The 24,852-nt window shown below is 72.3% G+C and carries 22 protein-coding genes, 1 pseudogene and 1 riboswitch; of the genes and pseudogenes, 11 read left to right on the forward strand and 12 right to left on the reverse strand.

Annotated features, from left to right (window positions below):
• Positions 1–23: 23 nt before the first annotated feature.
• Positions 24–1,640 (forward strand): DHA2 family efflux MFS transporter permease subunit, encoded by a 1,617-nt coding sequence (locus tag ACFC0D_RS12775; protein ID WP_376434092.1) that lies wholly within the window; start codon positions 24–26, stop codon positions 1,638–1,640.
• Here ACFC0D_RS12775 and ACFC0D_RS12780 read toward each other — a convergent pair.
• A complete protein-coding gene (locus tag ACFC0D_RS12780; protein WP_376434094.1) occupies positions 1,594–2,601 on the reverse strand; it encodes a DUF6397 family protein in 1,008 nt (335 codons plus the stop codon). The two genes, ACFC0D_RS12775 and ACFC0D_RS12780, sit on opposite strands and share 47 nt — an antisense overlap.
• Before the next feature lie 131 nt (positions 2,602–2,732).
• On the reverse strand, positions 2,733–3,146 hold the full coding sequence (locus ACFC0D_RS12785) for a roadblock/LC7 domain-containing protein (protein WP_362357998.1): 414 nt from the start codon (positions 3,144–3,146) through the stop codon (positions 2,733–2,735).
• Between the two features lie 137 nt (positions 3,147–3,283).
• Here ACFC0D_RS12785 and ACFC0D_RS12790 point away from each other — a divergent pair, with 137 nt between their 5' ends.
• Complete coding sequence (locus ACFC0D_RS12790; protein WP_376434096.1) at positions 3,284–3,709, forward strand: PPOX class F420-dependent oxidoreductase; 426 nt, start codon at positions 3,284–3,286, stop codon at positions 3,707–3,709.
• 28 nt (positions 3,710–3,737) lie between these two features.
• On the opposite strand, the gene ACFC0D_RS12795 is transcribed toward ACFC0D_RS12790, so the two are convergent.
• From ACFC0D_RS12795 to ACFC0D_RS12815, 5 genes are all read right to left on the reverse strand, one after another.
• Positions 3,738–4,358: an ATP/GTP-binding protein gene (locus ACFC0D_RS12795; protein WP_376434098.1), complete on the reverse strand. Its 621-nt coding sequence runs from the start codon at positions 4,356–4,358 to the stop codon at positions 3,738–3,740.
• Positions 4,339–4,755, reverse strand: coding sequence for a DUF742 domain-containing protein (locus ACFC0D_RS12800; RefSeq protein WP_376434100.1), 417 nt, complete (start codon positions 4,753–4,755; stop codon positions 4,339–4,341). Before ACFC0D_RS12800 ends, ACFC0D_RS12795 begins: the two co-directional genes overlap by 20 nt.
• A gap of 12 nt (positions 4,756–4,767) precedes the next feature.
• The gene (locus ACFC0D_RS12805; RefSeq protein ID WP_376434102.1) at positions 4,768–5,202 is read right to left on the reverse strand and encodes a roadblock/LC7 domain-containing protein; all 435 of its coding nucleotides are present in this window, start codon (positions 5,200–5,202) and stop codon (positions 4,768–4,770) included.
• Positions 5,199–8,027 carry a nitrate- and nitrite sensing domain-containing protein gene (locus tag ACFC0D_RS12810; protein ID WP_376434104.1) on the reverse strand — a complete coding sequence of 943 codons (2,829 nt, stop codon included), beginning with the start codon at positions 8,025–8,027 and terminating at the stop codon, positions 5,199–5,201. The genes ACFC0D_RS12805 and ACFC0D_RS12810 overlap by 4 nt, the downstream gene beginning before the upstream one ends.
• A 200-nt stretch (positions 8,028–8,227) precedes the next feature.
• On the reverse strand, positions 8,228–9,118 hold the full coding sequence (locus ACFC0D_RS12815) for an MHYT domain-containing protein (RefSeq protein WP_376434106.1): 891 nt from the start codon (positions 9,116–9,118) through the stop codon (positions 8,228–8,230).
• Positions 9,119–9,269: 151 nt separating this feature from the next.
• Between ACFC0D_RS12815 and ACFC0D_RS12820 the strand changes: the two genes are divergently transcribed.
• The 4 genes and pseudogenes from ACFC0D_RS12820 to ACFC0D_RS12835 all read left to right on the forward strand — a co-directional run bounded on the left by ACFC0D_RS12820 (position 9,270) and on the right by ACFC0D_RS12835 (position 12,791).
• Entirely contained in the window at positions 9,270–9,866 is a 597-nt protein-coding gene (locus tag ACFC0D_RS12820; protein ID WP_376434108.1) for a class I SAM-dependent methyltransferase, read from the forward strand.
• 101 nt (positions 9,867–9,967) lie between these two features.
• Positions 9,968–10,282: a hypothetical protein gene (locus tag ACFC0D_RS12825; protein ID WP_376434110.1), complete on the forward strand. Its 315-nt coding sequence runs from the start codon at positions 9,968–9,970 to the stop codon at positions 10,280–10,282.
• A 99-nt stretch (positions 10,283–10,381) separates the two neighbouring features.
• Entirely contained in the window at positions 10,382–11,278 is an 897-nt protein-coding gene (locus ACFC0D_RS12830; protein WP_376434112.1) for a hypothetical protein, read from the forward strand.
• 133 nt (positions 11,279–11,411) lie between these two features.
• A pseudogene (locus ACFC0D_RS12835) lies at positions 11,412–12,791 on the forward strand (tannase/feruloyl esterase family alpha/beta hydrolase).
• A gap of 40 nt (positions 12,792–12,831) precedes the next feature.
• Here the strand turns inward: ACFC0D_RS12835 and ACFC0D_RS12840 are convergent.
• From ACFC0D_RS12840 to ACFC0D_RS12850, 3 genes are all read right to left on the reverse strand, one after another.
• A complete protein-coding gene (locus ACFC0D_RS12840) occupies positions 12,832–13,377 on the reverse strand; it encodes an MOSC domain-containing protein (RefSeq protein ID WP_376434114.1) in 546 nt (181 codons plus the stop codon).
• A 204-nt stretch (positions 13,378–13,581) separates the two neighbouring features.
• Entirely contained in the window at positions 13,582–13,764 is a 183-nt protein-coding gene (locus ACFC0D_RS12845; RefSeq protein ID WP_329112629.1) for a hypothetical protein, read from the reverse strand.
• Positions 13,765–13,780: 16 nt separating this feature from the next.
• On the reverse strand, positions 13,781–14,881 hold the full coding sequence (locus tag ACFC0D_RS12850; RefSeq protein ID WP_376434116.1) for a fatty acid desaturase family protein: 1,101 nt from the start codon (positions 14,879–14,881) through the stop codon (positions 13,781–13,783).
• A 277-nt stretch (positions 14,882–15,158) separates the two neighbouring features.
• Here ACFC0D_RS12850 and ACFC0D_RS12855 point away from each other — a divergent pair, with 277 nt between their 5' ends.
• Together ACFC0D_RS12855 and ACFC0D_RS12860 are read left to right on the forward strand one after the other, a co-directional pair.
• Complete coding sequence (locus tag ACFC0D_RS12855) at positions 15,159–18,098, forward strand: DEAD/DEAH box helicase (RefSeq protein WP_376434118.1); 2,940 nt, start codon at positions 15,159–15,161, stop codon at positions 18,096–18,098.
• Positions 18,095–19,381, forward strand: a complete 1,287-nt coding sequence (locus ACFC0D_RS12860) for an SWF or SNF family helicase (RefSeq protein WP_376434120.1) — start codon at positions 18,095–18,097, stop codon at positions 19,379–19,381. Before ACFC0D_RS12855 ends, ACFC0D_RS12860 begins: the two co-directional genes overlap by 4 nt.
• A gap of 28 nt (positions 19,382–19,409) precedes the next feature.
• On the opposite strand, the gene ACFC0D_RS12865 is transcribed toward ACFC0D_RS12860, so the two are convergent.
• The gene (locus tag ACFC0D_RS12865) at positions 19,410–20,084 is read right to left on the reverse strand and encodes a hypothetical protein (RefSeq protein ID WP_376434122.1); all 675 of its coding nucleotides are present in this window, start codon (positions 20,082–20,084) and stop codon (positions 19,410–19,412) included.
• A 107-nt stretch (positions 20,085–20,191) separates the two neighbouring features.
• Complete coding sequence (locus ACFC0D_RS12870) at positions 20,192–21,046, reverse strand: bifunctional 5,10-methylenetetrahydrofolate dehydrogenase/5,10-methenyltetrahydrofolate cyclohydrolase (RefSeq protein ID WP_376434124.1); 855 nt, start codon at positions 21,044–21,046, stop codon at positions 20,192–20,194.
• Positions 21,047–21,074: 28 nt separating this feature from the next.
• A riboswitch (ZMP/ZTP riboswitch) is annotated at positions 21,075–21,181 on the reverse strand.
• Positions 21,182–21,315: 134 nt separating this feature from the next.
• On the opposite strand from ACFC0D_RS12870, the gene ACFC0D_RS12875 reads away from it, so the two are divergent.
• From ACFC0D_RS12875 to ACFC0D_RS12885, 3 genes are all read left to right on the forward strand, one after another.
• Entirely contained in the window at positions 21,316–22,596 is a 1,281-nt protein-coding gene (locus ACFC0D_RS12875) for a GAF domain-containing protein (protein ID WP_376434126.1), read from the forward strand.
• A gap of 45 nt (positions 22,597–22,641) precedes the next feature.
• Positions 22,642–24,165 (forward strand): aldehyde dehydrogenase family protein, encoded by a 1,524-nt coding sequence (locus ACFC0D_RS12880; protein ID WP_376434128.1) that lies wholly within the window; start codon positions 22,642–22,644, stop codon positions 24,163–24,165.
• A gap of 309 nt (positions 24,166–24,474) precedes the next feature.
• Positions 24,475–24,852: AI-2E family transporter (locus ACFC0D_RS12885; protein ID WP_376434130.1), on the forward strand; the 378-nt coding region annotated here is incomplete at its 3' end.

Genomic DNA, 24,852 nt, shown 5'->3' on the forward strand with positions numbered 1-24,852 from the left:
AGCTATCCAGAGTGGAGCCCCTTGTGGACGTCACAACAGAACCCTCTTCTCCGCGGCGCTGGTTAGGACTCATCGCCGTCTCTCTGGGCGTGGCCCTGATCGTCGTCGACCTCACCATCGTCAACGTGATCCTCGCCCCGGTGATCGAGGACCTCTCGCTCGACACGATCGCGGCGCAGTGGGTTCAGGAGTCCTACGCGATCGTCTTCGCCGGAATGCTGCTCGTCGCCGGACGCCTCTGCGACCTGCACGGTGCCCGCCGCGTCTTCCTCATCGGCCTGGTCGTGTTCGGCGTGACGAGCGTGATGGCCGCGATCGCGCCGAACGGCGGCCTGCTGATCCTGGCGCGCTTCCTGCAGGGCATCGGCGGCGCCCTGATCCTTCCGACCTCGCTGGCCCTGGTCAACGCGACGTTCACAGGGAAGGCGCGAAGCCAGGCGTTCGCGATCTGGGGATCGACCATCGGAGCGACCGCAGCCGTCGGCCCACTGTTGGGCGGCTGGCTCGCGGACTTCTCGTGGCGTTGGGCCTTCGGGATCAACATCCCCCTCGTGGCGGTGATCATCACAGGTGCCCTGCTCTTCCTTCCGGCCTCGCCCCGCACCCGGGGGCGTGTCGACGTCCTCGGCGGAATCCTCTCGGCGTTCGGGCTCGGGCTCCTGGCCTTCGCACTGATCGAAGGCCGCACGTACGGCTGGTTCATGACGCGGGAGCCATTGGAAATCGGCGGCTCGTCGTGGAGCGGCGGTCCTTCCCCGGTCTTCGTCGCACTGGTCGTGTCCGCTCTGGTCCTGTGCGCGTTCTGGCGCCGGCAGGCGGCGCTCAGCCGCGAGAACCGCGAGCCGTTGATGGATGTGCGGCTGTTCTCCGTCCCCTCCTTCCGCAACGGCAACGTCGTCACTCTGGTCGTCGGCCTCGGCGAATTCGGCATCATCGCGGTGATCCCGCTGTGGCTGCAGTTCGCCCTGGACTACAGCGCCTTCCAGGCGGGCCTCGCGCTCGTCGCCCTCGCCGTGGGCAGTTTCTGCGCGAGCGGCGCGAGTTTCTCGATGACCGCCTCGCCGCTCGCCCAGGTACGCACGGGTCTGTCCCTGGAAGCCGGCGGCCTGGTGATGCTGGGGCTGTTCGCGACCACCGACAGCGCCTGGTGGCTGATCGCGAGTGCGCTCTTCCTGTACGGAATCGGCGTCGGCTTCGCCACCGCGCAGGTCACCAACATCGCTCTCGCGGACGTGCCGCCCGAGAGCGCCGGGCAGGGCTCGGGCATCCAGAGCGCGGCACGCGAACTGGGCTCCGCGCTGGGCATCGCCGTACTCACCACCCTGTTCTTCAGCACGCTCACGTCCGCGCTGCGTGACCGCCTCGCCGGCACCGAGCTCACCGGCCCGGAGGCGGAACGGCTCAGTGGAGCCGTGACGGAGAGCGCCGGGTCGGTGATCCCTGCGCTGTCGTCCGATCCACGGACGGCAGCGGCCGCGGACGCCGCGCGCGAGGCGATGACCGACGGGCTTCAGGTGTCCGGCTTCGTCTGCGCAGGACTGCTGGTGCTCGCGCTCGTGGCCACGCTGTTCATCGCTCCCAGGACCGCGACCGTCACCGCCGTGCGCGAGCTGTCGAAGCGGGAGTCGAGCCCTCGATAGCCGGGACCCGGCCCAGCACCGGAGCCTCCTTGTCTCCGGCCGTCCCCGCTTTCCGGCGGCGGAGGCGGTCGAGGAGGCCGCGGCGGGTGCGGTGGGTGGAGGGGCGCGGGAGCACGGCCGGGCGGGGCGGCCGGGCGACGACCGGTCCGACTCCCCCGTCCGGGCGCGGGGCCTGGCGGTCCGCGCGGGCCTCGTCCAGGGCGAGGGCCAGGCTCATGCGGTGCCAGAGGATCTCGTCCGGGTCGTCCGCCAGCATCAGTCGGTCCGCGATCTCGCGAGAGGTCGCCGACTCCGGGCGCCCGGACGGCGGTTCCGGACGTAGTCGGTCCAGATGGGTGCGTTCGTAGGGATCGTCGACGACCTCGGCCAGCTGGACCGGGTCCAGGAGCGAGGCGATCGCCGCCGCCCGGACCCATGGGTCCTCGGTCGCGCGGAGCAGCAGCCCCAGCCGCCGGGCACGCCAGTTCCGGGGCCGCCGGTCCTCGCCTCCGTCGATCCTCTCGCGGACCTCCCTCGGCAGCCTGCCGGTCAACAGGGTCTGCCGGGTCAGGGCGAACTCGCCCAGCTCACCGGCGAGATAGAGCCAGACCACGGCGCGGTACCGATTCAGATAGAACCGCACCGGGCTGAAGTGCCCCGTCCTGGCGAGCTTGGTGAAGCGGTCCGGCGTCACGGAGAGCAGCGCGGCCGCCTCCGTCGTACCGACCGTGCGGACGCGGTCGCGCAGTCCGTCCGGGAAGTCCGGTGCGGCCCTTAGCCGGTCGATCTCGGACTGCTCCACCCGGCGCCGCCCGCCCGGTGCGCCGGCGGCTCCCGGCCCCCTCGGCGCACCGGGCGCGGCGCCCGGCACCGTCCTCACCAGTCCCAACTGGACGGCGAGCTGGAACTCGTCGCGCCTCAGTTCCAGTTCCTGCGCTGCCCGCGTCGGTGCCACAGCGCGCGTGCCTTCTTCCACCGTCATGACGGTCTCCCCCGTGAGCGACGAATACTCTCGGTGACGACCGTAGCCCGCAGCGCCCCGTTCCCGCTCGGCCTGTGGACAACCGTGGAACACGCGGGCCGACCGCCTCGGCACGGCGCCTGTGGACAACCTCAGAGCTCGGCGACGCCCGCCCTGCCCGGCTGCCGCGCCGCCACACCGAGGTGCTCACCGACCCGGTTCACGAGCAGCGTCATCTCGTAGGCGACTTGGCCGACATCCGCCTCCGCCGCGCTCAGCACGCACAGGCAACTGCCTTCGCCCGCCGCCGTGACGAAGAGCAGAGCCTCGTCGAACTCGACCATCGTCTGCCGGGCCCGGCCTGCCTGGAAGTGCCGGCCGGAGCCACGGGCAAGGCTGTGCAGACCCGAGGACACCGCGGCCAGATGCTCGGCGTCCTCCCGTTCCAGACCACTGCTCGCACCCGTCACCAGCCCGTCGTTCGACAGCACCAGCGCGTGCCGTATGTACTCGACCCGCTGGGTCAAGTCGTCCAGGAGCCAGTCCAGTCCCTTGTCCAGCGCCATGTGTCGGTCCTTCCCCCTGTGTGTGGCGTCCCCGTCGACCCGAAGTCCCCGCGGTCCGCGTGTCGCGCGCAAGCCTTACGCACTGTCGTGGACAGAGCAAGCACCCCTGGACGCCTCGCGTGGCTCACCATGGGGCCATGGCAAAGATGACCGAGGAACAGTGGCGGGCCTTCGTCTCCGAGGGAACCCGCACCGGCAAGCTGGCGACCGTGCGTGCGGACGGAAGTCCGCACCTGGCGCCGATCTGGTTCGTGCTCGACGGCGACGACTTCGTCTTCAACACCGGCAAGGACACCGTGAAGGGGCGCAACCTGGCCCGCGACGGACGCGTCGTTCTGTGCGTCGACGACGACCGGCCGCCGTTCGCCTTCGTCACGCTCCAGGGTCGTGCCGAGATCAGCGAGGACCCGTTCGAGCTGCGCCGCTGGGCCGCCCGGATCGGCAGCCGCTACATGGGCGAGGACCGCGCCGAGGAGTTCGGCGAGCGCAACGGAGTCCCCGGCGAACTGCTGGTCCGCGTACGGATCGACAAGGTGGTCGCCCAGGGCGGCGTCTCCGACTGACCCCGGGCCTCGGGATCCCCGATCCTCCTCACCCGACGGAGTCCAGCAGCCGGGCCGTGTGCATCCGCCCGGCGTACTCGACGAGTCGGATCAGCACTTCCTTGCCCGAGTCCCGGTCCCGCGCGTCGCACAGCACCACAGGTGTGCCGCGGTCCAGGTCCAGCGCGCGCGAGACCTCGTGCGCGCCGTAGTTCCGGGCTCCGGCGAAGCAGTTGACCGCGACGACGAAGGGGATCTTGCGGTGCTCGAAGTAGTCCACCGCGGGGAAGCAGTCCTCGAGTCGTCGCGTGTCGGCCAGGACGACGGCACCGAGCGCACCCTGGGACAGCTCGTCCCAGAGGAACCAGAACCGGTCCTGCCCCGGTGTGCCGAACAGGTAGAGCGAGAGCCCGGAGCGGATGGTGATGCGTCCGAAGTCCATCGCCACGGTCGTGGTGGTCTTCTGGGCGACGCCTCCGGTGTCGTCGACGGTCTCCCCGGCCCGGCTGAGCTGTTCCTCGGTGCGCAGCGGTCGGATCTCGCTGACCGCGCCCACCAGGGTGGTCTTGCCGACGCCGAATCCTCCGGCGACCAGGATCTTCAGGGCGAGGGCCGTGGTGTCCGCACCGCCGCCCGCACCGGTGCTGCTGTCAGAGCGCTCGTAGGCCATCGATGACTTCCCTCAGGATCCGTTCGTCGGGCAGCTGTGCGGGCGGCACCGGTCGACTGACCTTGACGAAGCCCGCTTCGAGGAGGTCGCCGAGGAGTACACGGACGACCCCGACGGGCAGGTCGGCGTCGGCGGCCAGCTCGGCCACCGACTGCGTCTCCGCCCGGCACAGGGTGAGCAGGGCCCGGTGCTCCGGGCCGAGGAGCGACTCCTCGGCCCGGCCGGGCGGGTTGTCGTCGACGACGACGAGTGCGATGAGGTCGAACCGTACGTTGCTGGGTCCCGGCTTCGTACGGCCACCGGTCATGGCATACGGGCGGACGAGCGGCCCCGCGTCCGCGTCGTACCAGTGACTGCCCGGCACGGCCTGGCCGTCGCCGATGCTGTCCTCGTTCATGGGTGTCTCCGGTCAGCCCGCGGCCGGCGGGGTCGCGGTGAGCCGCGGCGGGGTGTGGAGATGTTCGCCGACTCGCTTCACCAGGCGGGCCATCTCGTAGGCGATGAGGCCGATGTCGGCGCTCACCGAGCTGAGGACGGCGAGACAGGAACCGTCTCCGGCAGCGGCGACGAACAGGAAGCCGTCGTCCATCTCCACCATCGTCTGCCGCACGCCGCCGGTGTGGAACTGGCGGCCCGCGCCCTTGGCGAGGCTGTTGAATCCGGAGGCGATGGCGGCCAGGTGCTCGGCGTCCTCCCGGCTGAGGCCGTTGGAGGAGCCGACGGCCAGCCCGTCGTTGGACAGCACGACCGTGTGCCGGACTTCGCGGACCCGGACGACGAGGTCGTCGAGGAGCCAGTCGAGTTCGCCGGAGCGGTGGTGGGAAATCCTCTCGTGGTCGATCATGCGTGGTCTCCTTCATTGCCGAATTCGCGGCCGCGGTCACGGTCGTGGTCATGGTCGAGGTCGCTGCCCGGGCCGGTGCCCGGGTCGTTGGCGATGTGGCGGCCGGGATCGGCGGCGAAGTCGCGACCCGGGTCGTGGCCGAAGGCACGGCCGGAGCCCGACCCGAGGGGGCGCCGGGTGCCGGGGGCGGCTCCGCCGCCTCGCGTCCAGCCGTCGCGGTAGGCGGTCATGCGGTCCCTGACCTGTTCGGGGGTGCGTTCGTCCGCGCCCTGGACGGCCGGGGTGGGCGGGAGATCGGCCGGTGGCGCCTCGCGCAGCTGCGGTACGAGGCTGGCCTGGCGCACACGGCGGGGCAGATCGCCGGAGTCGTCGACGGCGGCTTCCGAAGGGCCGGATTCGGCCGGGGCCGGTGCCGACGCCGACGCCTGCTGCGGGGGCTGAGTCTGAGGCTGAGCCGAGCGGCCGCGCTGGCGCAGGGTGGTGACCCCGGCGGGCGGCTGCTCGGGGAAGCTCGCCTCCGGGCCTTCCGGCTGTCCCGCAAGGGCGGGGATGCGCGGCGGGCGCGGCAGCGGCTGCGCCGGGGACGGTGCGGGGGCCATGGCGACGGGCTTCTGGTGCCGGGGGCGGGGGAAGGGCGTCTCCGGCCCGGTCTCGGCGCGCCCGCGCTCTGCGTGCGTACGGGGCGGCGCGTAGCCGTGCCCGGTGTCCGCACGGGAGCCCTCGGACGCCCGCGGGTCCGGTGCGCTCCTTCCGGGCGGAAGCGCGCTCTGCAGCACGTCGTTGGGGAGCAGGACGACCGCTGTCGTGCCGCCGTAGGGCGAGGTCCGCAGATGGACCTTGATCTCGTGCCGGGAGGAGAGCCGGCTGACCACGAAGAGGCCGAGCCTGTCGCTGTCGAACAGGTCGAGGGCCTCGGACTGCTTGATCCGGGTGTTGGCCTCGGCAAGGGTCTCCTTGCCCATGCCGAGCCCCCGGTCCTCGATCTCCAGGGCGTAGCCGTTGCCGACCGGTTCGCCGCTGATCCGCACCTTGGTGTGGGGCGGGGAGAACTGGGCGGCGTTCTCGATGAGTTCGGCCAGCAGGTGGGTCAGGTCGGCGACGGCGCCGCCGACGACGGCCGTCTCGGGGAGCTGCCGCATCTCCACGCGCGCGTAGTCCTCGATCTCGGAGACGGCGGCCCGTACGACGTTGGTGAGCGGGACCGGCATCCGCCAGGCACGGCCGGGGGCGGCGCCGGACAGGATGATCAGGCTCTCGGCGTGGCGGCGCATCCGGGTCGTGAGGTGGTCGAGCCTGAAGAGGTCGCCGAGTTCGTTCGGGTCGTCGGCCCGGCGCTCCATGCTGTCCAGCAGGTTGAGTTGGCGGTGGACCAGGACCTGGCTGCGGCGGGCGAGGTTGACGAACACGCCGGAGATGCCGCTGGCGAGTTCGGCGCGTTCCACGGCGGCGGAGAGCGCGGCCCGGTGGACGGTGGTGAGCGCCTCTCCGACCTGGCCGATCTCGTCCTGAGGAGCGGGTCCCGGCGGGGCCTCGGCCTGGACGTCGATCTCCTCGCCGGCCCGCAGCCGCGTCATCGCGGCGGGAAGTTTGCGGCGGGCGATCGCCAGAGCGGTGTTGCGCAGGCTGATCAGTTCGATGACCAGCGCGCGTCCGATGCGTACGGAGATGACGAGGGAGGCGGCGACGGCGGCGAGGCCGAGCAGCACCGCCGCGCCTCCGGCCGTCAGCACGCCTCCCGCGAACGGGTCGGCCCGGTCGGCCGCCGCGCGCCGGGCGTCCGTCTCGATGGTGCTGAGCCCACCGCGTACGACCGCCATGGCGTCGTCCCAGGTGGCGGCGGGCACGGCCTGGGCGGCCTTGCGGCCGGGAGCCGCGGCGCGTACCCGGTCCTCCGCGGCGGTGAGCTGCTGGTAGCCGCGCTGGGCGGCGAGGTTCTCCCAGGCGGCGCGCTCGGCTCCGCGCAGGTCGGCGGTGGCGGCCTCGGTGAGGGTACGGCGCGTCTCGACGGCCCCGGTGAACTGCCGGAGCCGCTCGGCACCGAACTCTCCGCCGAGGTGGGCCGAGGCGAGCAGGGCGTCCTCGCGGGCGAGCATCTCGCCGGCGCGGCCGAATTCCAGCAGCACGCGCGCGTCGGAGCCGATCTCCGCGTCCTGGATGCCGCTCAGTGCGCCGTCGACGGCGAAGGCGGCGGTGATCGCGGCCGTGTACTCCTTGTACACCTGGTCCCAGTCGGCGTTGCCCGCGGCCGCGGCGGTACGGAGTCGGGCGAGGCCCTCCGCCTTGGTGACGAACTGTCCGATCCGGTCGGCGACGTTGCGGGGCAGGTCCCCGGTGTCGCCGACGGTGTGCCCGCCGTCGAGGCGGAGCCGGGAGACGGCTGCGTCCGTGCGCCGCATCTGCTCCTTGAGTTCGGTGACGCGTCCGGCGCCGGGCACGGCGACCTGGCGTACGGCGGCACGGCGTTCGGCCTGCAGGGCGGTGACGGCGGCGGCGACGGGCTCGCGGATCTCCGCGTCGACCCGCTGGAGTTCGCGGAGTCGGGCGATGTCCTGGGCGGTGGTGACGGTGGCGAATCCCCACAGGGCCAGCAGCGACACGACGGGGACCATCAGCAGCGAGACGATCTTCGCCCGGACGGTCCTGGGGCGCAGCCCGCGGCGTCGGGGCGGGGCGGACGGCCGGACCGCCCGACCGCCCGGGTCGGCCTGTGCCTCCGGGGCACGCTCCGCGGGTTCGTCGGCGGGCGGCCCTGCGTGCGCGCGCCGTCCGCGCGCCGCCTGCGGCGCCGGTGTGTCGGCGTCCTTGGTCTTGCGGGGAGTTCGCATGGCCTCCTCGTTCCGGCTGCGTCTGTCCAGGTGCGGTGTGCGTCCCGCGCGGGCCGCGGTGCGGCGGTCGGCGAGGGGGCGGGCTCGGTACGGCCCATGTCGGGCCCGGCTTCACGGGGTACGGCTCAGGTCCCGCTCGAGCCCGGTCCAGGCATGACCCGGTCCGGCCCGGGTCGGCCCAGAGGTGGCCCAGCTGCGGCCTACGTGTGGCCCCGGCCGCCGTCCACGGGGCCCGCCGGGTAGGCGTAGGAGGCCGCTGCCCTCGCGGTGTCGGCGGTGGCCGGTTCAGGCCGGTAGCCGGGGGGTGCCACGTCGACCGCGCGCTCGTCGGGCTCGGTGAGGCGCTCGGCCGAGGCGTACGCCGCGCGTTCCCTCGCCGTCGGGGAGAGGGCGACGAAGGCGGAGGTGATGAAGAGATAGGAGCCGAGGCCCACGGCGAGGGGGAAGATGAACTGCATCGCCGTGGCCCCGGGCAGCGCCGCCGTAGAGGGAGCGACCTCGACGCGGACGGCGAACATGCCGGTGTAGTGCATGCTGCTGACGGCCGCTCCCATGACCAGCGAGGCGACCGCCACGGCGGCCGGGGCGTGGATGTTGAGCGCCGCCCACAGCGCCGCCGTCGCGGCGACGACCGCGATGACGACGGAGAGCGCGACGAGCATGGGGTCGTACGTCACCTGCCCGTGCAGCCGCAGGGCGGCCATCCCCATGTAGTGCATGCTCGCGACGCCGATGCCGGTCGTGAGACCGCCGATCAGGAGTGAGCGGACCCGGTCGCGGCCGTGGCCGACGGCGAAGACGCCGACTCCGACGACCGCCATGGCGATGAGAAGACTGAGAATGGTCAGCGGCACGTTGTAGCGGATGTCGGTCCCGGTCACGCCGAAGCCGAGCATCGCGACGAAGTGCATCGTCCAGATGCCGGTGCCGATGGCGGACGCGGCGGTGAGCAGCCAGTTGCGTCGCGATCGGCCGGTCGCGTCGAGCGCTCGTACGGTGCAGCGCAGCCCGAGGGCGGCGCCTATGCAGGCCATCGCGTACGACAGCACAGGTGTCAGCCAGCCGAAGGTGGCGTGGTCCAGGTGTCCCATGACCCAGGGACGCTAGTCCGGACAAGGGGGCGCATCGGGGGCGCATTTCGAAACCTGATGGAATATGACACAGAGATGTTCCAGAACGATCGTGCCGCGCTCGAACGTGCGCACAGGACGTTCACCCCTGAGGCTGAGGCATCATGCACGCATGAGCGACGACCCCACCCATGTCCAGGAGTTCTTCGGCCCCCGGGCCGCCGACTGGGACACCCGCTTCCCCGACGACGGCCCCGCCTACGCCGCGGCCGTCGCCGATCTCGCGCTGCGTCCCGGCGACGCCGTGCTCGACGCGGGGTGCGGCACGGGCCGCGCCCTGCCGGCGCTGCGTGCGGCCGTGGGCCCGACCGGCACCGTCATCGGCGCCGATCTCACCCCGGAGATGCTGGCTCAGGCGGTACGCGCCGGGCGCGACAAGTCCGCCGAACTGCTCCTCACGGACGTCGCCCGGCTGCCGCTGCGCGAGGGCGCGCTCGACGCGGTGTTCGGCGCCGGTCTCATCTCCCATCTGGCGGACCCCGCCGAGAACCTGCGCGAACTGGCCCGGGCGGTCCGCGCCGGGGGACAGCTCGCCCTCTTCCACCCCATCGGCCGCGCCGCCCTCGCCGCCCGCCACGGCCGGCAGATCACCGACGACGATCTGCGCGCCGAGCCCAACCTGCGCCCGCTTCTCTCCGGTTCCGGATGGCGGATGGTCCGTTACGTGGACGAGGACGACCGTTACCTGGTGCTCGCCGTTCGCGAATGAGCCACTTCGTCGTCATCACGGCCAACGCGCCCTTCTGTCACGCCACTTCCCTGTCTACGGTGGAAGTGCCGGGCAGCCGTGTCCGGGGAAGGCGGCAGGTCATGGCCCGAATGCGAGCACTGCTCAATGCCCTCCTGCCGACCGCGCGACGGGCGCCGGACGGCCCACCCGAGCCGCCCCGGGTGCGACGGCAGCACAACATCTTCGAGGCGGCGGCGACGTACGTGGCCGGCTGCGTGGAGGAGGATCAGGACCAGATCGAGGAGGCCGCCACCTGGGTCTCCCCCGAAGCCCTCTCCTTCGGCATCAACGAGCTCGCCTGCCGTGCCGTGATCGCACTCGCCCGTGAGCGCGGCGAGTCGCCGCAGACCGTGGCCCGCTCGCTCCTGGGACTGCCCGGGCTGCCGACGGCCTGAGCCTTACGGAATCGGCCGTGCCAGATTCCTCCCGGAGACTCTCGACGCGCGGGTTACCCACTGGTTAAGGTGCGCCGACGACCAGATGGGGAGGCTGACGTGGCTACCGCCGACGACGACGCGCTGTACGTGCTGACCGCGGTGCTGCTCACGCCCGCGCAGTTCCCGAGCGCCTTGGGCGACGACTATCCGGCGGCCTGCGCGGCGCTGGAGCTCGAGCCCTACGCCGAGGGGTACGGGCTCGTCCTCGGCCAGGACGGCGAGGGCGCCCGTTGGACCGTCGCCATCGACGACGTCTCGCTGGTCGCGGTGGCCATCGCCTCCTGGGACTGCGGGATGGAGTACGACCTCTCCCCCGACGAGCGCTCGGTCGTGGCCGCGCTCCCGGGCTGGCCGCTCGCCGTGGCGACGGCTTCCCCGGACCTCCCGGCCCCGCACGACCCGGAGCCGGAGGAGGGCGACCGCACGCCACTGACTCCGCCGGACGACGACACCTGGGGACCGGCCCAGCGCAGGCTCGGCGCCGACGAGGTGGCGCTGCAGTGGGCATCCTGGCGGGCGCAGATGGACGACGCGGAGGGAGCCGAGGACACCGGGACCGACACGGTGGACCCGGCCGCCGGCAACCGATCCGTACCGGACGAGTCGCGGACCGGGGCCGACGCCGGGACGGGTGGCACGCCGGACAGCCCGGGCACCGGCGACGGCGGCGACGCTTCCAGCGATCCGTACGACGGCGTCCGTCGCGCCCTCTCCGAGCTGCGTGGCTATCTGGAGGACGCACCCCCGGTGGGACGGGTGCGGTCGAGCTTCGCCGCTGGCGGGGCGCGCATGCTGCGCGCGGACGGTCCCGGCTGGTCGCTCGTCGCGCGGACCGACGACATGGCCTTCGTCCTCCTGGACGACGAGCCCCGTGAGGTTCTCCCGGTGGCGCGCGGCCCGAAGCTGCCGGACCTCCTGGAGGCCCTGGACGCGATGGCGGTGCGCCCCTCCTGAGGCCGGGGCCTGCCCCCGCGGCCCCACATGGGCCGACGGCCCGAGGTGTGGGCCGGGACCATGGCCGCACGGGAGGGCGCGCCGCACGATGTGGCGGCACACCCCGTTCCCGTCGTCCCACCGGAGGCCGTCCATGCGCCTGAACCGAGGCGTCCCGTTGCTCGTCGCGCTCCTGACCGGGCTGACCGTCGTCGGTCCCGCCGGGCCCGCCGGCGCCCGGTCGGGCCCGCCGTCCATGTGCGCGGGGCAGTACCGGATCCATGTTCCCGGCGCCGAGCACCAGGAGACGGCCTGCCTCGGGGATCTGACGACGGCAGGTCTGGCCGGCACCCCGTACACCGACATGGCCGACCAGGCCGGCCTCTCCGCGAAGGGCACCAGGAACCCCTCCGGCGTCCCCGGGATCCAGATCGACGGCTACTTCCCCGACGATTCGCGGCTCAACGCGACCCACGGGTGGGGCCACGACTCCCAGTTCGTGATCAGGCTCCCCGAGAACTGGAACGGCGGCCTGGTCGTCACCGGCGCGCCCGGCACCAGGCGCCAGTACTCCACCGACACGCTCATCTCCGACCAGGTGCTGGCCCAGGGCTTCGCCTACGCCGCCACCGACAAGGGCAACACCGGGCCGGACTTCTTCACCGACGGTCGCCGGCCCGGCGACGCGGTCGCCGAGTGGAACCGCCGGGTGACCGAGCTGACGAAGGCGGCGAAGAAGGCCGTACGGCAGCGCTACGGCCGGGCGCCCTAGCGCACGTACATGACGGGCATCTCCAACGCCGGCTATCTGACCCGCTGGCAGCTGGAGAACCGTCCGGAGCTGTACGACGGCGGGGTGGACTGGGAGGGCGTGCTCTGGACGACCCGCGGGCCGAACCTGCTGACGAGCCTCCCGGTCACCGTCGCCCGCTCCCTCGGCCAGGCCTCTGACGAGGACCTGATCGACGCCGGCTTCGCGCCGGGTTCGCGTTTCCTGTGGCCGTACCACGAGAAGGCGTACTGGGGGCTGACACAGAAGATCTTCCGGGCCGAGTTCGATCCGTCGTACGACCCCGAGTGCCCGGGCTCCACGGCCGGTTCGACGATCGAGCAGATCCTCGCCCCCTGCGCCTCGGACGCCTCGTACGACTACACCACCCGCCCCGCGTCCGTACGCCGGGCCGTCGCCGAGGTCGCGCTCACCGGACGTATCGGAAAGCCTTTGATCACCCTCCACGGCGATCTGGACACGCTTCTCCCCATCGCGACCGACTCCGACGTGTACGCGCGGATGATCGACGACCGAGGGCGGGGCGGGTTGCACCGGTACTACACGGTCGAGGACGGCACTCACACCGACGGGCTCTCCGACACGTATCCGGACCGGCTGCGTCCGATCCTGCCCTGCTACCGCTCGGCTTTCGCGGCGCTCACGGAGTGGGTGGAGGAGGGCACGGCTCCGCCCGCGGACCGTACGATCGCACGGCCGGCAGGCGGTGATGTGGTCAACTCCTGTGCGCTGGAGACTCCGTAGGACTGACGGTCACGAGGCCGGAGGCTCGAGGGGCCCCGGCTCAGACCATCTCCAGGGAGCGGTGCGGCTCGGCCGGCAGCTCGATCCGGATCGGGTCGCCGGGCCGCACCTCGCCGCCGGTCAGCACGATGCTCATGATCCCGGCCTTGCGGACGATCTGCCCGCTCTCGTCCCGGCCGAGGACCTGCTTCAGCAGCCCGTGCCGGTAGGTGTCGATCTGGGCGCAGGGGTTGCGCAGGCCCGTCACCTCGACGACGGCCTCGGCACCGAGGTGCAGCCGGGTGCCGGTCGGAAGACCGAGGAGGTCGATGCCCCGGGTGGTGACGTTCTCGCCGAGCGCCCCCGGGGTGACCTCGAAGCCGGCCCCGGCGACCTCGTCGAAGAGCTCGGCGTGGATGAGGTGCACCTGCCGCAGGTTCGGCACGGTCGGGTCCTTGGCCACGCGGGAACGGTGCTTGACCGTGACGCCGGAGTGGACGTCGCCCTCCACGCCCAGACCGGCGAGCAGCGTGATGCTGTCCCTGTTCGGCTTGGTGAACGAGTAGACGCCGTTGCTGCTGACTGTCGTGACGGTGGCATTGCTCATGCGATGGAGCTCCCCTTCTCCGTTCCGATGATCACGTGCGGGTGATCGCCACCGAGCGTACGTCAGGCGTTCTCCGGGTCAGCAGTTCTCCGCCCGGTCCGCGCAGGTCACCCCGGTCCGGGCAGGTCAACGGTTGCCCGCGCAGGTCACCCCGGTCCGGGCAGGTCGCATCGGTCCGCGCAGGTCAGCCGTGGTCCGCGGAGGTCAGCGGTTCAGCTCCTTGCGGGAGATCCTGCGCAGTCGGCGCCGCTGGCTCGGGTCGAGGGCCAGGTAGGCGACGGCCGGTACGCCGAGTATCACCAGCAGGGACATCCAGAATCCGATGAGAGGGATCAGGAGCAACCCGACGGCCACTCCCCCGATCACGATCTTCGTCCGTGTCGACATGTCCGACGCCTCCTTGTCACGCTGCCGAGCGCAGCGGCTCCCCGACCTCGTGCAGATGTCCGAGCGCCTGTCGGTAGGACTCGACGAAACCGGTCTCTGTGTAGGAGATACCCACCGTACGGCAGTGCGCACGCACGGCGGGCTGCGCGAGTCGAAGATGCGGCCTCGGCATGTTCGGGAAGAGGTGGTGCTCGATCTGGTAGTTCAGTCCGCCGAGGAACCAGTCGGTGAGGATCCCGCCCCGGATGTTGCGCGAGGTGAGCACCTGCCGGCGCAGATGGCCCCAGCTGTCGCCGTCCGGATGGGCGTCGGGCATCTCCATGCCCTTGTGGTTGGGGGCGAAGGCCATGCCCAGGTGCAGTCCGAGGAGCATCTGGTGGATCAGGGCGAAGACGAGGGCCTGACCGAGGGTGAGGGTGGTCAGCAGCAGGGTGGCGTAGCCGGCGACGTGGGCGAGGAGCAGGGCGCCTTCGACGAGCCGCTCGCGCCGGGTCTTGTACGGACCGTCCTTGGAGAACAGCGCCTGGAATCCGTACACCTTGAGCGCGATGCCCTCGAGCGTGGTCAGCGGGAAGAAGAGCCATGCCTGATGGCGGGTGAGCCAGCCCCGGAAGCCGGCGCGCCCGGTGGTCTGGTGCTGGGCGAAGACGAGGATGTCGGCAGCGACGTCCGGATCCTTGTCGAGGTGGTTGGGGTTGGCGTGGTGGCGGTTGTGCTTGTCGTTCCACCACTCCTGGCTCATGCCGAGCAGGAGGTTGGCGTGGACGAGCTGGATGATCCGGTTGTGGCGCCGGTCCCCGGAGATCTGGGAGTGCCCGGCGTCGTGTCCGACGAAGGCGACCCGGGCGGAGAGCAGGGCGAGCGGGACGGCGAGCAGCAGGGCCCACCAGGACGGCCCGAGCAGGACCAGACCCGTGACGACGGCGGCGAGGCCTAGGAAGTTGACGGCGATCCCACGGGCGTACCAGCCAGCCCTGCGCTCCAGCAGCCCTTGCTCCTTCACGATGCGCAGCAAGGGTGTGAACTCGCTCCCGCCGCCCCTTCTGGTGGCGCTGCTCTCGTCGGGCGCCGGAAGGCTCCGGTCGGGCGCCGTGAGCGTTGCGGTGGCCTGGGGCATGGCGGTCTCCGGTGTCCGTGGGCGGGGCCCGGGCGCGGGTCGCCCGGACTCCCTCGAACGTACGGATCGGTGATCGTCCGGAGCCATGGCGTCACCCCCCGGGATTCCAGGGGGCTTGCCCGGGGGTGGGGGTGGGGCTGGCTCCACCCCGGGCCGTTCGGAGACTCCGATCGTTCGGCTGGAACGTGAGCCAGGTCACGTCGATCGCGTTCACGGGAGGGCGGTCGGTTCAGGTACTCTCGGCCGCTCGGCCCAGTAGTCAAATTTGAGGAATGCGTTGCCGTCGTCCCAGAGACTCGATGAACTCGCCCGCTGCTCCGCCGTCTTCCTGCCCTCCGATCCGCCGCGCGCCGGCCGGATCGCCTTCTGGTCCCCGGACGGGTCCCTGCCCACCGGTCGTCTGCCCACCGACCGCCTGTCGGCGGCGGCCGACGAGCTGACCCCGGTGACGGACGAGCTGACCGTGGTGAGCGCGGCGGCCGACGACGTCCGCCCGCACACCGTTCCCGCGCTCCTGCTCCCGGTACGGGACGCCCTGCCGGTCCTCACCCGCGCCCGCTTCTCCGACGCGTCCTCGCCCGCCGCCGCCTTCTGGGGTGCCGCTGCTCTCTTCGCACTGCACCTCGGGGCCAAGGGCCTGTTCCTTCCCGGTCTCACGGCCACCGACCGGGACGCCTGGCGGGCCGGGCCGCTGGGCCCCGAGGAACTGGCCGAGCTGCGGGCGCTCGCCGCCTCGATGCCGCCCACCGCCCATGCCGTACCGCTGTCCGGGGCCGGTCCGCTGCTGCTTCCCGAACCCGAGAGGCTGCTGCGCTCCTTCGTGGACGCGGTCGCCGACACGCTGCCACGCTCCCCGGCCGCGCCGCTCGCCGCCGGCGGGCCCGCGTTCGCGGCCGAAGAGCCGCAGGAGCTGCCCGCGCAACGCGCGTGGGCGGCGGACGTGGCGGCCGGTCACGACGCAGGCGTACGCCTCTCCCTGCGCCTCGAACTGCCCGGTCTCGGCGAGCAGGAGGCTCCGGCCTTCCGGGCCGTGCTGCAGATGCACAGCGTCGCCGACCCGACTCTCGTCGCGGACGCGGCGGACGTCTGGGCCGGATCGGGCACGGCCGGCGGGATGTTCGAGCCTCGGGCCCGGATGGACGCCCTTCTCGCGCTGCGCCGCGCCGCCCGCGCCTGGACGCCGCTGGCCCCGCTGCTCTCGGCCGCGGTCCCGGACACCGTGGAGCTGGCGGACGACGAGGTCACCGACCTGCTCGGCCCGGCGGCACGGGCTCTCGCCGCGACGGGCGTCCAGATCCACTGGCCGCGCGACCTGGCCCACCGGCTCACGGTCCGCGCGGTGATCGGTCCGCCGGACGGCGATTCCGACGCGACGGACGCGCCGCACGCCACGAAGAGCACCGAAGCCGAGCATGCCCCCGCCGACGGTCCCGCCGACCACCGCTCCTCCGCGCTCCCCTCCTTCCTGTCCGCCGACGCGCTCCTCGCCTTCAACTGGCGCTTCGCGATCGGCGACCAGCAGCTCACCCGTGCCGAACTGGACCAGCTCGCCGAGGCCGGTCGCCCGGTGGTCCGGCTGCGGGACCAGTGGGTGCTGGTCGACCCGGCGGAGGTGCGCCGCGCACGCGCCTCGCACGACCGCAAGATCACTCCCGTGGACGCACTCGGCGCCGTCCTCACCGGAACGACGGAGGCCGACGGCCTACGGGTCGAGGTGCACGCGACCGGCTGGCTGGAGCAGCTGCGCGCCCGCCTCGCCGACCCCGAGGGCGGGCCGCAGGAGGTCGCCCAGCCCGCCGCACTCGCCGCGACGCTCCGCGACTACCAGCTGCGCGGCCTCAACTGGCTGCACCGGATGACCTCCCTCGGCCTCGGCGGCTGCCTCGCCGACGACATGGGCCTGGGCAAGACGATCACGCTGATCGCGCTCCATCTGCACCGGCAGAGCGAGCCCGCCGCAGCGGGTCCCACCCTCGTCGTCTGTCCGACCTCGCTGATGGGCAACTGGCAGCGGGAGATCGAGAAGTTCGCGCCCGGCACGCCCGTGCGCCGCTTCCACGGTCCGGCCCGGAGTCTGGAGGGCCTGGCCGACGGCGAGTTCGTCCTCACCACGTACGGCACCATGCGGCTGGACACCGAGCCACTGGCCGGACGGCCGTGGGGCATGGTCGTCGCGGACGAGGCCCAGCACGTCAAGAACCCGTACTCGGCCACCGCCAAGCAGCTGCGCACCATCGGAGCGAAGGCCCGCGTCGCGTTGTCCGGCACTCCTGTCGAGAACAACCTCTCCGAGCTGTGGGCGATCCTCGACTGGACGACACCCGGCCTCCTCGGTCGGCTCGGCACCTTCCGCTCCCGCTACGCCTCGGCCGTCGAAGGCGGTGAGGACCCGGCCGCCGCCGAGCGGCTCGCCGCGCTGGTCCGCCCCTTCCTGCTGCGCCGCCGGAAGTCGGACCCCGGCATCGCGCCCGAACTGCCGCCGAAGACCGAGACCGACCGGGCGGTCTCCCTGACGAAGGAACAGGCGGGGCTCTACGAAGCGGTGGTGCGGGAGACGCTCGCGGCCATCGCCGAAGCCGACGGCATGGAGCGGCGCGGGCTGGTGGTGAAGCTGCTGACCGGGCTCAAGCAGATCTGCAACCATCCCGCGCAGTATCTGAAGGAGGAACGGCCGCGCATCGACGGCCGTTCGGGAAAGCTGGAGCTCCTCGACGAGCTGCTCGACACGATCCTCGCCGAGGACGCGAGCGTCCTGGTCTTCACCCAGTACGTACAGATGGCGCGGCTGCTCGAACAGCATCTGGCGGCGCGGGGCGTACGGACGCAGTTCCTGCACGGCGGCACTCCCGTCGCCGAGCGCGAGGCGATGGTCGCGCGCTTCCAGGACGGCGAGGTCCCCGTCTTCCTGCTGTCGTTGAAGGCGGCGGGCACGGGACTCAACCTGACCCGGGCCGGGCATGTCGTGCACTTCGACCGCTGGTGGAATCCGGCCGTGGAGGCGCAGGCCACCGACCGTGCGTACCGCATCGGGCAGACCCAGCCGGTGCAGGTCCACCGGCTGATCGCCGAGGGCACGATCGAGGACCGGATCGCGGACATGCTGCTGCGCAAGCGGGTGCTGGCCGACTCGGTGCTCGGCGCGGGCGAGGCGGCGCTGACCGAACTGACCGATGCCGAGCTGGCTGATCTGGTCCAGCTGCGAGGGGACGGACGATGAGCGGGTACGCACACGACGACGAGCGGACGTTCGCGGCACTGCCGCCGGCCCGCGGTTCCGGTTTCGCCCGCACGTGGTGGGGCCGGGCCTGGCTCAAGGCGCTCGAGGACACGGCGCTCGACGGCCGGCAGCTGAAGAAGGGGCGCAAGCACGCCCGTGAGGGCGCGGTGGGCGCGGTCGCGGTGCGGCCGGGACGGATCACGGCGGTCGTACGGGACGACGACGGCTCCTCGTACCGCAGCGATGTCCTGCTGCAGGAGCTGTCGGCGGACGAGTGGGACCGGCTGCTCGACCTCGCGGTGGAGAGCGCGGGGCACATCGCGGCTCTGCTCGACCACGAGATGCCGCCGCATCTGGTGGAGGACGCTGCGGCGGCCGGGCTCGAACTGCTGCCGGGCATCGGCGATCTGGACCCGCAGTGCGGCTGTGAGGCGTGGGACCACTGCCCGCACACGGCGGCCCTCTGCTACCAGATGGCGCGGCTGCTCGACGAGGACCCGTTCGTGCTGCTGCTGATGCGGGGGCGCGGTGAGCGGGCGCTCCTGGACGAACTGCAGGAGCGCAGCGCGGCGCGGGCGGCTCCGGCCGCCGGCGACTCCGCCGAGGAGGAGGTGGAGGCCGGAGGCGTCCCGGCCGCGGAGGCGTTCGCCGCGCGGGACATCCTGCCGCCGCTGCCGGCCCCGCCGACGCTGCTGTCGGCGCCGGGCGTGCCGCCGTCCCTGGACACGGAGACGGACCCGGCGCCCGGTGTCGACCCGTCGGCGCTGGAGTTCCTGGCGGCGGACGCGGCCGGGCGCGCGCATCGGCTGCTTGCCGATGCGCTCGCCCCGGGTCATGAACGGACCGCGATGGAACCCTCCCTGACGGTCGGGCAGGACGCGGTACGGCTGGCGGCCGCCGGGTCCGTCCCTTCGGGGATCGCGGCGCGGCTCGCGACCGGGTCAGGGCGACGGCGGGCGGAGCTGGACCTGGCCACGCGCGCGTGGCGGTACGGGGGCGCGGCCGCCCTGTCCGTACTGGAGGAGGAGTGGACGCCGGACGCCGAGGCGCTGGCACGGGCGAGGACGCTGCTCGCGGAGGCCTGGGAGGACGCCGACCGGCCGGTGTTGAGGCCGGCGGGGGCGGCGCGCTGGACGGTGGTCGGTGCCGAGGCGCAGCTGCGGCTCGGCGAGGACGGACGCTGGTGGCCCTACCGCAAGGAGCGTGGCCACTGGGTCCCGGCCGGTCCCGCGGACCCGGACCCGGCCGCCGCGCTCGCGGCTGCGGCGGCGGGAGAGGACTGAGGCGTCACCGTCACCATCACTGTCACTGTCACTGAAGTGGCGCGGTGAGCTTGCGAGCCGTGCCGCCCGTGGCGGAGTTCGGGGTGTGGGCGGCGAGGCTGCAGGCCACCGCGTCGGAGCCGAGGAGGTAGCTGCTGCGGTACGGGTACTGGACGAAGGTGATCCAGCGTGTGCCGTACGGCTGCTCCGCGGCCTCGCGGCGCAACGGCTCTCGGCAGAGAGCCGCTGCACTGTCGCGTATGTCCCGGTCGGCGGCGTGGTCACCGGACAGCCTCAGCTTGGCGACGAGTTGGGCGTCGTGCGGCTGCTCGCAGCCTCGCCGCACGACGGTGCCCGGCGCCTCGCGGTCGATGTCGAAGCACTCCCCCGGCGCGAGCTGCTCGTACGCAACGGGCGAGCTCGCGCCGGACGGGCCGGCGCTCGGCGAGCGTGGGGCGGACGGGCGTGCGGCGGACGAGCTGGGGCGGCGCGAGGGCCTGCGCGTAGTTGCCCCGCCCTGGGGTGCGAGCTCACGACTTGCGGCCTGCGCCGTCGCGGACCCCAGATCCCCCCGGTCCTCCGGGCCCGCCGAGAACCGGCCCGCGCCCCCGCCGTGACAGCTCACGGCCACGAGAGCCGCCACCAGGAGCAGGACGGGCACAAGGAGGTGCCGTAGCGGCGGCAGCAGGTCGACGGAGAGCCGGGACATGGTGACCAGGTTCACTCACGAACCGTCAGCTTCCTTTGCCTGAAGGCAAGTTGCAGCACACCGCGTACAGAACGGTGACAAAGTCAGTTCACCCAGGGGTCGCGCGACACCCCACCCTCGTGCTAGAGGCCGAGCTGGCGCTCCGCCCCTTCGACGGTCTGCGCGAGGAGCACGGCGATGGTCATCGGGCCCACGCCACCGGGTACGGGCGTGATGAGCGAGGCTCGCTCGGCGGCGGTCTCGAAGTCGACGTCGCCGATGTTGCCGGGGTTGTAGCCCGCGTCGATCACGACCGCGCCGGGCTTGATGTCCTCACCCTTGATGAAGCGGGGCTTGCCCACGGCGGCCACGAGGATGTCGGCCTCGCGGACGATCGAGGAGAGCTCGGTGGTGCGCGAGTGGCAGTACGTGACGGTGGCATCGCGGCCGAGCAGCAGCAGACCGGCCGGCTTGCCGAGAATCGCGGAGCGGCCGACGACGACGGCCCGCTTGCCGCTCAGCTCGACGTCGTACGCGTCCAGCAGGCGCATGATGCCGCCGGGCGTGCAGGAGACGAAGCCCGGGAGGCCGAAGCCCATCGCGGCGAAGGAGGCCATGGTGACACCGTCGACGTCCTTCTCCGGCGCGATCGCCTCGAAGGCGGCGCGCTCGTCGATGTGCGGTCCGACCGGGTGCTGAAGCAGGATGCCGTGGACCTCGGGGTCGTCGGAGAGCGCGGTGATCGCGGCCACGAGTTCCTCGGTCGTCGTCGAGGCGGGCAGCTCCACGTGCTTGGAGCGGATTCCGGCCTTCGCGCACCGGTTCTGCTTCATCTTCACGTACGTGACGGAGGCGGGGTCCTCGCCCACGAGCACCGTGGCGAGACAGGGCGTGACGCCGGTGCGGCGGGTGATCTCGGCGGCGCGCGCGGCGGTCTCCTCGACCGTGCGGCGAGCGAGCGCGGTGCCGTCCATGAGGGAAGCGGTGCTGGTGGACATGGGCCACTCCTGGGCGTCGTCGATGACAGGTGATCGCCCAGGCGCACGGCAGCGACGGATCCGCGCGGGTGCGTGGAGTCCGCGGGGCCGCTCCCCGGTGGTGATCCACCTCAAGCGCCAGTCACGGCCCGAGCCCCACTCTACGTGAGGGCCTGGTGGCGATGTCAGGACAGGGGGCGTATGCCGCGGTGTCCGGACGCTTGTGGGCGGCTCCCGCGCGCACGACGATGGCCACGAAGGGAACGGTGGACCTCGACGTGGAGGCCGAGTTGAGCGATGCGTGGGTGGCGTCCGAGCCGGACGCCGGAGCGCTGAAGCGGGCGCACGAGGCGTTCACCAGCGGCGGCCGGGTGCAGCTCCCTCCGGTACGGCCGCTGGTCGCCGACTCCTGGCGGCGCTCGGCGCGGGCCAGAGTGAGCCCGGACGGCGCGGCCTGTGTGGAGCTGGCCGACGAGGAGCTCGCCGGGCATCGGGAGGAGCATCCGCTGTCCGCCGCGATGCCGGTGATCCGCGAGCTGATGGGCGCGTACGCGACGGACGGGGAGCATCTGCTCGCGGTCTGCGACGCATCAGGCCGGATGCTGTGGGTGGAGGGTCATCCCGGGACGCTGCGCCGGGCCTGCGCGATGAACTTCGTCGCCGGGGCGCGCTGGTCGGAGTCGGTGGCGGGGACGAACGCGCCGGGGACCGCGATCGCCGTGGACCGGCCGGTGCAGGTCTTCAGCGCCGAGCACTTCCGTCGGCCGGTGCAGGCGTGGACGTGCGCCGCCGCTCCCGTACACGATCCGCGGACCGGACGGCTGCTCGGCGCGGTCGACATCACGGGCGGGGACCGGCTCGCCCATCCGCACAGTCTGGCGTTCGTACAGGCGGTGGCGCGGGCAGCCGAGTCCCAGCTGGCCCTGCTCGCTCCCGCGTCGGACGCGGACCGGGTGCGGCTGACCGCGCTGGGCCGGGACGAGGCGCTGCTGAGCGTCGGCGGCCGCCGGCTGCGGCTGAGCCGGCGGCACAGCGAGATCCTGGTCGTCCTCGCGTATCGCCCCGACGGGGTGAACGGCGACGAACTCCTGACGCTCCTGTACGAAGACGAGTCGGTCACCCCGGTCACGCTGCGGGCGGAACTGTCCCGGCTGCGGGGGCTGCTCGGCGGGGAGCTGTTGCGCTCCCGCCCGTACCGGCTCGACGCGGTGGTGGACGCGGACTTCGGCACCGTGGACCGGCGGCTCGGTTCGGGCGCGGTGTCGGCGGCGCTCGGCGAGTACGCGGGTCCGCTGCTGCCCGGTTCCCGCGCACCGGGGGTCGTACGGCTGCGCGAGCGGCTCGCGGACCGGCTGCGGGCGGCGCTCGTGGACCGCGGCGATCCGGGGCTGCTCGCGGACTGGACGTACAGCGCGTGGGGCGAGGACGACGTGGAGATGTGGCGGGCGCTGTCGGAGGTCGTACCGAGCTCCGGACTGGCGCCTGTGCTGGCCCGGCTGCGGGCGCTGGACGCGGAACTGTCGGCAGGCGCAACGGTGTTGCAACGTCGGACGGCGCACTCTCGGCGGTGAGCGCCGGTCAGGGACGGCCGGCGCGGTCCGAGGGAGGCCATGTCCATGACCCGTTACGCCGCACCCGGTACCGAGGGCGCGATCATGTCGTACCAGGCCCGCTACGACCACTGGATCGGCGGTGAGTACGTCGCCCCCGCCCGCGGGCAGTACTTCGAGAACCCGAGCCCGGTCGACGGCCGTTCCTTCACCGAGGTCGCCCGCGGCACGGCCGAGGACGTGGAGCGTGCTCTGGACGCGGCGCACGCGGCGGCCCCGGCATGGGGACGTACGGCCGCGTCCGAGCGGTCGAACATCCTCCTCCGGATCGCCGACCGGATGGAGGCGCACCTGGAGGAACTGGCGGTCGCGGAGAGCTGGGAGAACGGCAAGCCGGTCCGCGAGACCCTGGCCGCCGACATCCCGCTCGCGATCGACCACTTCCGCTACTTCGCGGGGGCGCTGCGCGGCCAGGAGGGCGCGCTGAGCGAGATCGACGACGACACCATCGCGTACCACTTCCACGAGCCGCTGGGCGTGGTCGCGCAGATCATCCCGTGGAACTTCCCGATCCTGATGGCGGTCTGGAAGCTGGCGCCGGCGCTCGCGGCGGGCAACGCGGTGGTCCTCAAGCCTGCCGAGCAGACCCCGGCGTCGGTGCACTTCTGGATGAGCCTGATCGCCGACCTGCTCCCGCCGGGTGTGGTGAACATCGTCAACGGCTTCGGCGCGGAGGCGGGCAAGCCGCTCGCGTCCTCGCCGCGTGTCGCGAAGATCGCCTTCACGGGCGAGACGACGACGGGGCGGCTGATCATGCAGTACGCCTCCGAGAACATCAAGCCGGTCACGCTGGAGCTGGGTGGCAAGTCGCCGAACATCTTCTTCGACGACGTGTGGGCGGCGGACGACGACTTCCGCGACAAGGCGCTCGAGGGCTTCACGATGTTCGCCCTGAACCAGGGCGAGGTCTGCACGTGCCCGTCAAGGGCCTTGATCCAACGGGGCCACTACAGCGAGTTCCTGGATGCGGCGATCGCCCGCACGGAGAAGATCCTGCCGGGCCACCCGCTGGACACGGACACGATGATCGGCGCCCAGGCATCCAACGACCAGCTCCAGAAGATCCTCTCGTATCTGGACATCGGCCAGCAGGAGGGCGCGAAGATCCTGACGGGTGGCCGGCGCATCGAGTACGACGGTGAGTTGGCGGGCGGGTACTACGTCCAGCCGACGATCTTCGAGGGCGACAACCGTATGCGGATCTTCCAGGAGGAGATCTTCGGCCCGGTCGTCGCGGTCACCTCCTTCACCGACTTCGACGACGCGATCCGCACGGCGAACGACTCCCTCTACGGCCTGGGCGCCGGCGTCTGGACCCGCGACGGCAACACGGCCTACCGCGCGGGCCGCGCGATCCAGGCGGGCCGCGTCTGGACGAACTGCTACCACGCGTACCCGGCCCACGCGGCGTTCGGCGGCTACAAGCAGTCGGGCATCGGCCGAGAGACCCACAAGATGATGCTGGACCACTACCAGCAGACGAAGAACCTGCTGGTGTCGTACTCGCCGAGGAAGCTCGGCTTCTTCTAGAGGCACAAAAGAGGCGCCTGACCTGGGCTTTCGCCCGTCAGGCGCCTCTCGCTCGCCCCGCATGGAGAGGGGTCGCGTTTACCCCAAAACTCCCAGTTCATCACACTGGTATCCCGCTCCTGACGAGCTCACGCCGACACCGTAGGACGGCTCGGCCCGGGGCGCCGCCTCGTGCTCCTGCCCGGCGCCAACACGGTCGACGCGCTCGTCGTCCACCTGGCCGCGCTCTCGGTGGGGCACCCGGTCCTGCTGGTGCCTGGAGAGCTTGGCGGGCGGCGACATCCCAGCCCGGGCGGATGGCTCGGACGTATGAAGCGGAGTGCCTCCGCCTTCGGCGAGCGTCGAGCGCGGCTCCGGGACCAGCGGGAAGCCGAGGACGACGGAGCCTGGGACGACTCGCTTCCTCCGGAGCTGCGACGCGGTGATGCGCCGAGACCGCGGAGCCCCGCGACCTCGGTTCCCTGGGCCGTACGGGTGGCAGCGGAAGCCGGTTGGCGGTTCCTGGTGCTCGCGGCCACCCTCTGGGTGCTGATGCGGGTCATCGGAGCGGTACGGCTGGTCGTGCTCGCCTTCGTGGTCGCCCTTCTGGTCACCGCGCTGCTCCAGCCGACGGTCGCCCGGCTGCACCGACACGGACTCTCCCGTGGTGCGGCGACAGCATTGACGGCGACCTGCGGATTCGTGCTG

Source organism: Streptomyces sp. NPDC056222 (assembly GCF_042264065.1).
Taxonomy (GTDB): domain Bacteria; phylum Actinomycetota; class Actinomycetes; order Streptomycetales; family Streptomycetaceae; genus Streptomyces.